Origin of the sequence: Spiroplasma endosymbiont of Nomada rufipes (assembly GCF_964277355.1) — a bacterium.
Lineage (GTDB): Bacteria > Bacillota_I > Bacilli_A > Mycoplasmatales > VBWQ01 > Spiroplasma_E.
The window spans coordinates 245,790-258,505 of record NZ_OZ195517.1 but is presented as its reverse complement, the minus strand read 5'-3'; the positions used below and the strand labels follow the sequence as shown (position 1 = coordinate 258,505).

Genomic DNA, 12,716 nt, shown 5'->3' with positions numbered 1-12,716 from the left:
CTTTTTTCTAAACTAAATTTAGCATTATGAAATTTTTATATGAGAATTTTTTGCAATTTTATTTACTTGCACTTACAAGTATAATTCAGCATTATAATAATTAGAAATTAATGATTCATCTTTCAAAATTCTTTTTTTCTCCTTTCAAAATAAAAAACCCATTTACTTTAAAATAAAGTAATGAGTTAAAAACTATATTTAGTTTTCAAATAAAGTATACATATTTGACTATTAATTTGGTAAATTTAAATATTTAAATTTACCAAACATTCTTTAGTGAACTTTATTTTATTCATCAGATTTTAATAATTCAATTAAATTCATTTTATTTAATTCATGATTATTGATAATAAATGTTGATATATATATACCACCAATTATGGTAAAACTTACTGGTAATATTCATCATGTTATTGTAAATGGTAAAGCCACACCAACAAAACTAGTAAGAATAGAAATTAAACCATAAATTGCAAGGAAACCTAGGGCAAATCCTACAACATAACCAAGTAATGCTCAAGGTGTAAAAATACCTAAAGTAAAAGAATTAATTTCTCAATTAGTATATCCTTCTGCTTTCATATGAGCCATAAAACGACGAAATTGATCGGTAAATAAATCAGTAATCATAATAACAATTAATATTGAACAAATAATCGTTGTCACAATAAATAAAGCACTAGCACTGAAAGCAATATCTGACATTTTAGTAAGCACTGCTTGTTGTCTTGATAATAAATAATTTTTTTTGACCATTGGTATATTTTGATTACCACTTAAACTAGTGGTTGCATAAATAGTATAATCATCTAAATTTGATTTAAAACTCATTCTTCCAATTAAATCAAAAACATTAGCATTAGCACTTAACTTACCATTAAATCATTGAAATACATCCGTTCCTGAATAATAAGGATTATCATCAATATAACTATAACCCATAATTTCATTAGCTCATTTTTGATCAACATAGGCTTTAGGAGTATCATAAGAATCTTGAATTCCCACAACTTGATATGTATGAAGTGGATTATCATTACCCGTAATATTTTTTCATCATGTTGGCATGTTATTTTTAATATCTGCTTGTAAACTATCAGCATTAATATTATTTTCTTTAGTTAAAATATTATTATTAACCATTCCCATAAATCATTCTGCTGGACGGTTTAATAAAATACTTAATGGATCTTTAGGATCAAATCCATTATATGGCTTTACCAAATCATATGAAAAAGGTCTAATTCATTCACCTGTTGAATCGGAAATACGTGATAAATCAAAATCAATAGTTTTAGCATTATCAGCTGTTGGAATTTTACCCTTTATAGCATGATGATCAATATCAGAAGGCAATTTTAATCAAATATCATTAACATTATTTCAAGTACTAGGTTCATTATTTATAATTGGTTGTCCTTTTTCATCATACATACCATTATACCTAGTGCCGTGGATATCACTATATTCTTTACTATTATCAGATAATTTTATTTTTTGATCACCACGATAATTTCATTTTGTTCCACTTTTTGATCAAATGCCACCATTTGTAGTATAAGAATCTGTTGGTGGTGTTTCACCATAATATCAATTTTCTTTTGATAAAGGAATACTTTTACCATAAATATTTTTATAACATAGAGTATTAACTTGTGGTACACCACTAAATTGTGAACCAACATCTAATCCAAATTTAGATTGAAAAGCACGATTGATAACCATTGGAATAGCATTAGCATTAGCATTATATTTTAAAGCTTTAACTTCATCATTTTTTAATACCAACATCGCAGTATTGGGATTAATACCAATAACATCCATTAGTTCTTTTTTAGCAATTTTTGTACTTTCATCAACACCAACTTTAAACTGTGTTACTAATTCTTCATCTGGTCCATTAATATCACCATTATTAGTAGTTTTTGGATTAAAAGCAATAGTATTATGACCAATACTAAAATAATCATAAGGATCTTCTTTAATATTAGGTCTTGGCAAACTATCAATACTCTGACGAACAAAGCCTGGTAATACTTGCTTTAAAATTTCTTTAATTGCCTCTGGACCAGGTGGCACTCCAGGACTGGGAACTTGCAAAATATTAGGTAATTGGCCACTTGCAAAATTAACAATATTATATGAAAATATTTTTGATGGTGTATTATCTTCTTTACTTAAATCAGTTATTAACTGATTACTAAAATCTTTGCCACCTAATCAACTATATGATCAAACTAAATCATTAAGATCTAATGTCCCTGTTGATTGTTCTTGATAATAAGAGGACATTTTTTTTATAAACTCTGCTCTTTCAGATTCAGGAAAAGATGAATCAAAAGTAAAAATATCAGCAAAATTATTAGTTAATTTTTCTTTTTTAAACAATAATGGATTATATCATCCAACACGTGCCTTTTTCTCATCATAAACAATTTTATCTTCAGGTCAAGGCATAGCACCATAAGTTGGATAATATTTCTCACCGCTTGGTCGATTAAAAAAATCTCATGAATATAATCCATATTTACTCATTGGCATATTCGGCATTGGTGTTTGATACTCATAATAATTTTTATATTTTTGAGTTTTGAAATAATTAACTTTTAAACTATTAATAGTGGCAGGAACTAGTGTTGTTGCTACAATTGAAAGTGAAGCTAAAGTAATAACTACTGAAGTAACTAAAATTTTTTTTCAACTAGTTTTTGATAACGATAATAAAAAGCGAAGACGAAAATTATTTTGTAAAAACTTGCTAGTTCTACTTTTAGGAACACCTAAAGCTAAATCACTATCTTTTTTAATTAAAAATAAAGGATCACGTTTTAAAAGACGAAAGGCAGTTAATAAAGTAACAATTGAAATAAAACCAATAATTAAAACAATTGAAATAAATAATGGAACAACATCAAAGTTAAAAACATTATATGGTAAAACAAATAAAGTATTAAAAATCTCAGTTAAATATACCTGAATTACAAGACCAACAATTCAGCCAATTGGAATTGAAATTAATAGTGTTAATAATGGATATGCCAAATAAGAAATCGTAATTTGTCATGTTTTATAACCTATTGATTTTAAAATACCCATTGAAACTTGTCCATGTTGGATTGCTTTTTTAACAATTAAAGTAGTAATAAAAATAACAACCGTTAGTAAAAATAATACTCCTGCTATTGCTGCAAATAAAAATCCAATTATTGCTGAATTAAATATCTTTTCTTTACTATTATAAAGCGAAAACTGACTATTACTACTTGTAACTACAGGATTTTGATTAATAAGGTATGTAGAAGACGATTGTGGTATTGGAACTGTATTACCATATTTCTCAACTAAATACTTATTATAATCATATTGATTTAAATCACTAACACCATTATCACTAAATATTGTTTTTTGAAAAAAATCATTAAATAAATCAACATCAAATTCATGAATACTATTTTTAGGAACATTATTTCATTTTGTAAAATACATTAAAGTATTATCAGTTTTATCTGCTGTCTTATATCAATTTCCATCATTTCATGCTGAAGGTGTAACATAAGCAATAAATTCAGTTCTTGTATTGGGAATTGGATCTAAGTCACTAATCGTTGGATAAATATCATAAGCATCACCACCAATACCACTAACAATAAAGTCAGTACCATTAATATTAATATGATCGCCTGGTTTATACGCTTTATTACTTTTATTTTTTCTTGCATATTGTGGCGTAATAACTATTTCATTTTTACTTGTTGGTGCAACACCTTCAAATACTTTTAGATTAGTATGATTTAAAGCATTAGGTAAACCAATATCAATAATTTTAGTATTAATTTGAGTATTATTAATTACTCCAGCACTGGCAGTAAATTGATTACGAACATATAAATCACGCATTTGTAATGCTGCAACCGCACGAATTAAATATGAAGAAAAAGCGTCTCTTTCAGTGCCATCACTAATCATATTATAGTTAAAAGGTGAATGATAACCAATAGAAGTATTAGTAAAATTAGTATAAATGTTACTATCTGATTCTGTTGCAGAAAAATTACGATAAATTATCATTCATTGACCATTCATACCATAATCATTATCTAATCTTGGATCAGGTTCAGTTTCCTTAACTACTTTAATAAAAAGTTCATTTCTTTCTGTTTGATCTTGTAAATTAACACTATCAGGAATAGTAGCATCATTAGAAGAAGATCTAAAATTTATTTTATTTTCTAAAATTCAAGTGGTAACTTTATCATTATCAGTCTCCTTTAATATCGGATCTGTTGAATGTTTTGTAATCCATTCCTTAATAAAAGTATTAATAGATTGAAGAATATTGGGTGCTGTTTTTTTTAAAAAAACATCACGATATAAATCATCTGCTGCTGTTTTAAAATGGTTTTTTAAATTCTCATTAGCAGCATTTTTTGAATTTAATAATAATTGACCATAGATGCTTGCTTTAACATTATTATTATTCAAATTAAAAATTAAAGGATTATCTGGGTTTGTTCATCTTATATCATTAAACCCAGTAATATTACCTATATTATCACGAGTATAATCAATAGTTAAGTTATCTTTAGTGATTGGTAGGATTTCTTGATCTGTCCCTATTTTTGTATCATCAAAATAAAGAGCTTTAATACTTTTACTATTAGTTCCATCTTGAACATAAAATCGACCTAACTTTAAACTAAAAGCTTGATTAGCAATTTGTTTAATACCTTGCGACACTGATGAATAAGGTAAAACAGCATCAAACTTAAGATCATTTAATCCTAATTGATTGCTTCCTTCAATCATTCTAACGTACGAAATTCAACTTCCAGTAACCAACGAAGTTGCAAAAGCAGTAAGTAATAATAAAATAACTAATTGTAATTTACTTTTTCATGTAGCAACTAAAGTCTGCTTTAATAGTAACGCATTCTTAAATAAACTTTTTTTTGTTTTTTTATTAGTAGACACCATTTTTTTATTATTCGCTTTTTCGCGTTTATTTAACCTTGCCATTACAGTTCTCCCTAATTCCTGAAATTAAAATTTTACATTTAATTTTAATTATTAAGTTCACATATGGATTAATAATATCACACTTATACAAAATTAATATATAGGATAATTTTAAAATAAATAATAGATAGTTTTTATAATGTTTAATTTTTCTCTGTTTGATATATTACCATATTTAAATTGTTTATTTAAATAAATTTTAAAATTAAAATAACTAATGATACAATTTGTAAGAAATGAATTTAATTATTTTCAGAGTTCAATGTATTAAATTTTAGTAAAATAAAATTGACAAAAATAACACTTTATTTAAGGAGAACTGCTATGAAAAAAGTATTTACCAAGTTAGGAATTATCTTAATAGCAAGTGCCACTATTTTACCTCTATCAGCTTGTACCTTTAATTTTTATGTTAACCGTGTAACTAATAGTATCGCTAAAAGTTTTGCTGACCAAACTTCTGCTTTAATTAAAAGTATGGTTATGTCAAAAGAGTTAGATGCTGATACTAGTAGTACTAATGATGATATTATGGGAAAAATTAAAAATAATAGTATTAATAATTTAACTAAAAATACTAGTTTAGATAATTGAGGTGATTTACAAACACGTTGAGGGGAAAATGGAAAAATTGATGTAAATAATTTTGATCATGATAATTTTTTTAAAGCTTCTGGAACAGGTGAATTAATTAAAACCATCAATAGTAAAAAACAAGTTAATGATGTTTTTTCATCACTTGATTATATTAGAACTATATCAATTATGGCTAACCCACAATTAGAAAATATAGTTGTAGGTGCTGGTATGGACTCCATTTCTAGTTTTTTAAAATCATTACAAGGTGACTTAAGCACTTTACCAGCTGGATTACAATTAGTTGCTAATTTAATTAATAACTATGGTCCTAATTTTTTAAATCCGCTAACTAGAATATTTGGTAATTTAGTCAATGGCAGTTGATCTGATCAACAAACTTCTACACCCGCTGATGAAGAAACATTAATTAAATTTATGAATAATTGAAAAGATGATAGTGGTCAACCTTATAGCGCTTGAAATAATGGAGAAAGATGAAAAATAAGTCCAACTTTAGGTCAACTTCCTGGTCACAAAGTAAGTGATTGAAAGTCAAAACAAGATTATGATTTATATCATGGTGGCACTTTAATTAATTACTTGTTTTGAAAAATGAGTGAAGACAATAAAATTTTTGGTAAAAATGGTAAAAGTCCACGATATTTAGGTGGCGTTCTTTCAGAACATATAACACTTGATGGAAGTTGACTGGATACAGGTAACATAAAAGTTCATTTTGATGATAAAGGTTTTTTTGCTGATATAGAAAGATACCTTCCCTATCTTTTAACTAACCCACTTTATATCTTAACAATTATTGAAGCAATTATTCCTGTTATTAAAAAATGAATATTAGATATGCCAGATATTACTGAAGGTGTTAAAAACTTAACAATTGGTAATGGTTATCCATCAAAGCCAAGTGCTGGTAGCTATAATTTACTTGATATTATTAATACTATAAAATCTTTAATTAGCCAACCAGAAAAATTAAAACAAATACTTCTAACCGTATTTGGTAAAACTACAGCAGAAACTCGTGGTTTTGATACATTTCTTTATGATCTTAAACTTAATTTAACAATACCAAAACCAACTTCTTTACCGGTAAATTTAACTTTAGGAGGACTGATTGGTGATGAAATGTATAAACCTGATGACTTAATTGATACCATTATTAAAGCAATTAATACAGATAGTGTTAAAAATACTATTGATAGCATTACTGATCTAATTACCAAAATTTCAGAACAATATCCAGGTAATGAAGGTATTAATATTGATTTACAAGATTTAGAGAATTTTTTATTTAATAATACTACTGGTCTCTTAATAATTTTTAAAAATGATACTATTGTTACTCTAAAAAACATAATTAATAAAAGTGATGTAACAGCAACCGATGTCGAAGAATTATATAAATCATTAGGTGGGCACATTAATAAAGATGATCCAGAATATCCAACTTTTACTCAAGGTTCAATACTGGATATTTTACAAAAAACTATGCTTGAACCACACAGTCAACTAAATAATATTTTAAATTTATTACTTGGTACTACTGATGAAAGTCATAAATTAGGAATTAAAAATATTATTACTGCTAATAATAATCAATGAATTAAAGATAACTATGAAGTTTATTTTGATGCTGATAACACAACCGGCATTAATAAAAAAATAGGTAATACTTCTAATATTACTATGACTAAAACTACCATCAATAATATTGAAACAATTAATTTAAAATATGATTTTACATATAAAATTAAAAACACTACATATCATTTTATTATCACTGCTATTGATATTGAAAATTTAATTGATTTTCAAGGTATACGTACTTTTAAATTTAAAAGTATTACTTTAGTAAAATAAAAAACTAATTTTAATAATATTATTTACTAGATATTTAATAAAAAATAATAGTTATCATAATAATAATTATTTTTAACTATAAAATATATGACTATATACTATACAATTTTAATTTTAATGCTATACTTAATTAAGTGCTTATTAATCTCATTATATCAGATATTATTATCAGATTTATCAATTAGGCGCCAGAAAGAAGAGGCATTGTTAATGGAAAACAATCAAACAATCGAAGCATTATTAGAAGAAATTAAAGTTTTAAAAGAAACAGTAATTACTATTAATGCAAGTTTAACAACACTTGTAAAAATCACAGAAGAACGTGAAAAACGTTTTGCTGAACGTGGAGCAAGAACACAAGGGGATAGAAATTCTTCTGATCGTGGAAACTTTAGACCACGTTCTGACCGTGGTGATTCTAGTTGAGGAAACAGTGGTGGATTTAGCAGACGAGACCGTGACGACCGTAATCGTAAAGGATAATTTAAACAAATAAAAAAACTTATAACTAAATCTTAGTTATAAGTTTTTTTATTTGTTTAAATGTATAAATTAAATATTAAAAATAACTATTTTAATTTCACTAATTTGTTAATTTTTCAAAATCTAAAACACCATCAACTCAACTATTATTAAAATTAGTATCATGAGTTGTCAATAATACAGTGCCTTCAAATTCTTGCAATGCTTTTAATAAAGACTCTTTAGCTAAAACATCAATATGATTAGTTGGTTCATCTAAAATTAATAAGTTGTAAGGTTTTAATGCCAATGCTGCTAATCTAACCTTAGTTTGTTCACCACCAGAAAGTAAGTTCATTGGTTTCATTACTAAATTACTACGCAAGCCAAAACTTGCTAAAATTCTTCTAATCTAAACATCATTTAATTTAATATCTAACTCTTTTAAATAATTAAATGGGGTAGTACTAGTCATTACTTCAGTCTGATGAAAATATGCTACTTGCATTCGATCATCTAAATTAATATTTCCAGCAAGTGCTGGAATATTACCAGCTAATGTTTGCAAGAAAGTAGTTTTACCAATTCCATTATACCCTTTAACAACTCACTTACTACCAGTCTTAATAACAAAAGTAAGTGGCTTAATTAATGGTTTATGATAACCTATTTCAAGGTTTTTAGCTTGCACAGCAATTGAACTCGTTATTTTATAATACTTAAAATAAAACTTTGGAGGAGACTGGATTTGCTGTTTTTCTAAAACATTAATTTTAGATAATTGTTTTCTTATTGATTCAGCACTTTTAGCAGTTGAAGCACGTGCTGCATTTTTACTAATATAAGTTTCTAATTTTTCAATTAATTTCTTTTGATTTGAATATGCTGATTCATATTGATGATGATGTAAACTTTTTTGTTCTAAAAAACTTTCAAAATTACCAACATAACGAGTAATCATATAATTATCAATATCGAAAATAATATTACATGTTGTATTAATAAAATTACGATCATGTGACACCAATAAAAATGAACTAGGGTAATTTTGTAAAAACTTAGCTAATCAATTAATTTGTTCAATATCCAAAAAATTAGTTGGTTCATCAAGTAATAAAAAATCATCTTCATTTAATAATAATTTTGCTAATAACACTTTTGCTCTTTGACCACCACTTAAACTACCTAAAGTTTGTTCTAAAAGCTGTAAATTAATACCCAATCCATCAACTAAACGACCAATTTTTTTACTAATAGTATCAAATCCTTGGTGTGTCAATTCATCTTGAATTTTCATTGCTTTCGTTAATAACTCTTCACTATAATTATTAGCCATTTCTGCATATAAGTTTTCCATTTGTTGTTCACGTTCAAAAAGTTTTTGATAACTTTCACGTAAATGTTGTAAAACTGTTAATTCTAAATTAACCTCTTGATGTTGATCCAAATACCCAATTTTAATTTTAGGATGAATATTTAAATTAATATGATCTGCAGATACTGTTCCATTAATAATATTTAATAATGTTGTTTTACCAACACCATTCATACCAATTAATGCCACATGTTCACCTTTATTAATTTGTAAAGTGGCGTTTTTATATAAAACTTTTCAACCATTAGCATGTGTTAAATTTTCAATTGTGACAATACTCATCTTATACCTCATTAATATTTTTTTAATTACTTAGTAATAATAACATGAATATTAGCCATAAAATAAGAGAAAAGAGAAAATAGTATTAATTTTATAGATTAAAATTTTATTATTATCAACAAAATTGTTAACTTATTAATTATGTTGAAATAAAGTAAAATGTTTATTTCAAGTATTAGCTGAAATTGGAATATTATTAATACTCTTTGCATCAAATTTTTCTTGAGTTTGATGAGACAATTTTCTATTTTTAATTATATTAATATTTTGTTCAAAACTTGGTCTAATTTCATCAAAAGGTATGTTTTTTTGAGAACTTAAATAGTTTTTTAAAACTCTATAATTGATATTATGAAAATCTATTTCTTTTAAGTCCTCCATTTCTAGTTTTTTTGCTTTTTTTAATTCCACCAAGTTTCACATTTTTTTTAATAAAGGTTTAATTCCATATTCTTTTAGTATCTGAACACCTAATACTGCTACAATTGCTAAAACTACACATCAACCTATAGGCAAAGCAGTAAGTGTTGCTATTCCTAAAGCCGCAGGAGTTCATCAACAAAGCGCCATTGCAAAAGAAATTTTAAGTGCAAGAACAGAAATAATTCCTGAAACAACACCAAAAATAAAAGTTTCAAAGGCAAAAATAAAAAATTTTCCAACTCACCTACCTAATCGTTTACCTAAAGTATTTTTACTTTCTTTAATCTTTTCATCATTATTATTGACACCATTAATATTTTCTTTATTTTTAAAATCGCTGAATTATACTTGTAAGTGCAAGTATAATTCAGCGTCTAAGTTCACTAATTAAGCGACTTTGAAGTGTTCCAAATAAGCGTTCGATTCTACCCTTAGCTTGTGGAATGGAAGTTCTAATAATTTCAACACCTAAATCATTACAAGACTTTTGGAATTGAGTATAAGTATCATTTTCCGTGTTTATTTTGCCAGCATCGATTTGTTTTTTATATCCAAAAACTGTTCTATTATCAGTATAAAATGTTTTTGGTATGCCATATTTAGTTAAAATTTGATAAAAAACATTATAATAACCATCTAATGTTTCTTGATGATCAAATCATAGTCCGACAATATTACCTGTAGCATCATCAATTGCAGCATGTAAAAAAGCTTTTGGTTTATCCTTACAAAATCAATGATGATTACTTGCATCCATTTGAATTAATTCACCAAAATTTGTTCTTCGGTTTCTTGTAGGATGCAAGTTATTTTTCTTATTTTTATGTATTTTTGGTGAAGTAATTTTTTCTTTAATTAATATAGTATAAAGTGTACTATATGAAATTTTAATTTTTTCTTCATTGTTTAATTTCTCATGGAAATGTTGAAAATTAAAATTATAATATTTGGTTTTATATAAATTTATAATCTTAATTTTGATTTTAAAATTTGTTGTTTTATTAGAAATTTTATTTCGGGATTTATGAATAAAACCAACTTTACCTTCTCTATTGAAAATTTGAATTAATTGGTTAATTCTTCTAATAGTTAGGTTAAGTTTATTCTTAGCTTGATGTTTAGATAATTTATTAAAAATAATGTCATTTATAATATTAAACTTATATTTTTCTTTCATAGTCATGCTTCTTTCCATATTTATCACCAAGTATATTTAACTTTACTTTTGGGAAATTTTTGCTCGATAACTAATAGGAAATTATCACTAAATAATGACATAATAACAAATTTCCTTGCAATTTAAATATTATTTGTTATTATTCTTATAAGGATTTAGATAGCCTAGGTCCTTTAAAATTAAGGTAATATGTCAAAACATTATTCAATTATAATATTTTTAAATATAAAAAATTTAAAATTAATCTAAAACCTCTAATTTAAACTCTATAACCCCAATAACCTTAAGTTTTATTTATAAATAACCCCCTTTTTTTTTATAAATGACATATTACCTTAGCAATAATTCTTGTGTAGACAAGAGCTGAAAAGCTCTTGTTTTTTATATATGCTGAATTATACTTGTAAGTGCAAGTAAATAAAATTGCAAAAAATTCTCATATAAAAATTTCATAATGCTAAATTTAGTTTAGAAAAAAGTAAGGAGTTTTTATATGAGTTATAAACATCTTGGCATAGATGAAAGGATTTATATTGATAATCAATTGAAATTTAAATTTAAAATTAGTGAAATAGCTAAAAATCTTAATCGAAGTATTAGTACTATTATTCGAGAAATTAATAGAAATAAAGATAATAATCATTATTTTTCATTAATTGCACAAAATAAAGCTGAAAATCGAAAACAATCACATATTAGTTTTCATAAGTTTAAAAATAAGAATTTAGTAAAATATGTACAACAAAAATTACTATTAGGTTGATCACCTGAACAAATTTATGGCAGAATTAAAAATTTTCATAAAGAGTGAGTTATTAGTTTTAAAACAATTTATACTTGAATTTATTTTGGAATGCTTGATAAAGTTACTAGTAAAAATTTAAGAAGAAAAGGTAAAAAACGAAAATCTAAAGAAAATCGTGGCAAGTTTAATGGTAAATCAATTAAAGAACGAGATATAAATGTTAATGATCGTATAACACTTGGTCATTGAGAAGGAGATACTATAGTATCATCAAGAGGCAAAAGCAAATCATGTTTAATAACTTTAGTTGAAAGAGTATCACGATTTTCTTTAGCAATATTAGTTAAAAACAGAACTACTAAAGTTATTAATAAAAATGTCAGTTATTATTTATCAATTCTTCCAAAAAACATTGTTAAAACTATTACTTTTTATCGTGGCAAAGAATTTTCAAATTGACAACAACTTGAAAAAAATTTAGATGTAAAAATTTATTTTGCCAATCCATATTCACCTTGACAAAGAGGTACTAATGAAAATACTAATGGTTTAATTAGAGAAAAATTTCCTAAAAAATTTATTTTTTCAAAAACTAATAAAAATGAAGTTCATAAATTTATATTGTCTTTAAATCAAAGACCGAGAAAAATATTAAATTATCTTTCACCAATCGAATATTTGGATAGAAAAATAATTTAGTTGCACTTACCTTTACAATTTAGCAAATTAAAAATTGAATGTTATAATAAAAGTTAAGGATCTATTTATAAATATCCTTA

The 12,716-nt window shown here is 25.4% G+C and carries 8 protein-coding genes; 3 read left to right on the top strand and 5 right to left on the bottom strand.

Annotation, left to right across the window (positions count from 1 at the left end):
• Positions 1-288: 288 nt before the first annotated feature.
• Positions 289-5,016: an FtsX-like permease family protein gene (locus tag ACICQF_RS01400; RefSeq protein WP_395473409.1), complete on the bottom strand. Its 4,728-nt coding sequence runs from the start codon at positions 5,014-5,016 to the stop codon at positions 289-291.
• A 324-nt stretch (positions 5,017-5,340) separates the two neighbouring features.
• Between ACICQF_RS01400 and ACICQF_RS01395 the strand changes: the two genes are divergently transcribed.
• Both ACICQF_RS01395 and ACICQF_RS01390 read left to right on the top strand, forming a co-directional pair.
• A complete protein-coding gene (locus ACICQF_RS01395) occupies positions 5,341-7,473 on the top strand; it encodes a hypothetical protein (protein ID WP_395473408.1) in 2,133 nt (710 codons plus the stop codon).
• A 210-nt stretch (positions 7,474-7,683) separates the two neighbouring features.
• Entirely contained in the window at positions 7,684-7,956 is a 273-nt protein-coding gene (locus ACICQF_RS01390) for a hypothetical protein (protein WP_174480642.1), read from the top strand.
• A 100-nt stretch (positions 7,957-8,056) separates the two neighbouring features.
• On the opposite strand, the gene ACICQF_RS01385 is transcribed toward ACICQF_RS01390, so the two are convergent.
• From ACICQF_RS01385 to ACICQF_RS01370, 4 genes are all read right to left on the bottom strand, one after another.
• Positions 8,057-8,320, bottom strand: a complete 264-nt coding sequence (locus ACICQF_RS01385; RefSeq protein WP_395473407.1) for an ATP-binding cassette domain-containing protein — start codon at positions 8,318-8,320, stop codon at positions 8,057-8,059.
• A gap of 27 nt (positions 8,321-8,347) precedes the next feature.
• Positions 8,348-9,592, bottom strand: coding sequence for an ABC-F family ATP-binding cassette domain-containing protein (locus tag ACICQF_RS01380; protein WP_395473406.1), 1,245 nt, complete (start codon positions 9,590-9,592; stop codon positions 8,348-8,350).
• Positions 9,593-9,727: 135 nt separating this feature from the next.
• Positions 9,728-10,162, bottom strand: coding sequence for a hypothetical protein (locus ACICQF_RS01375; RefSeq protein WP_395473405.1), 435 nt, complete (start codon positions 10,160-10,162; stop codon positions 9,728-9,730).
• A gap of 181 nt (positions 10,163-10,343) precedes the next feature.
• On the bottom strand, positions 10,344-11,210 hold the full coding sequence (locus tag ACICQF_RS01370) for an ISNCY family transposase (protein ID WP_395473404.1): 867 nt from the start codon (positions 11,208-11,210) through the stop codon (positions 10,344-10,346).
• 475 nt (positions 11,211-11,685) lie between these two features.
• Between ACICQF_RS01370 and ACICQF_RS01365 the strand changes: the two genes are divergently transcribed.
• Entirely contained in the window at positions 11,686-12,636 is a 951-nt protein-coding gene (locus tag ACICQF_RS01365) for an IS30 family transposase (RefSeq protein WP_395473403.1), read from the top strand.
• The last annotated feature ends 80 nt before the right edge of the window (positions 12,637-12,716 follow it).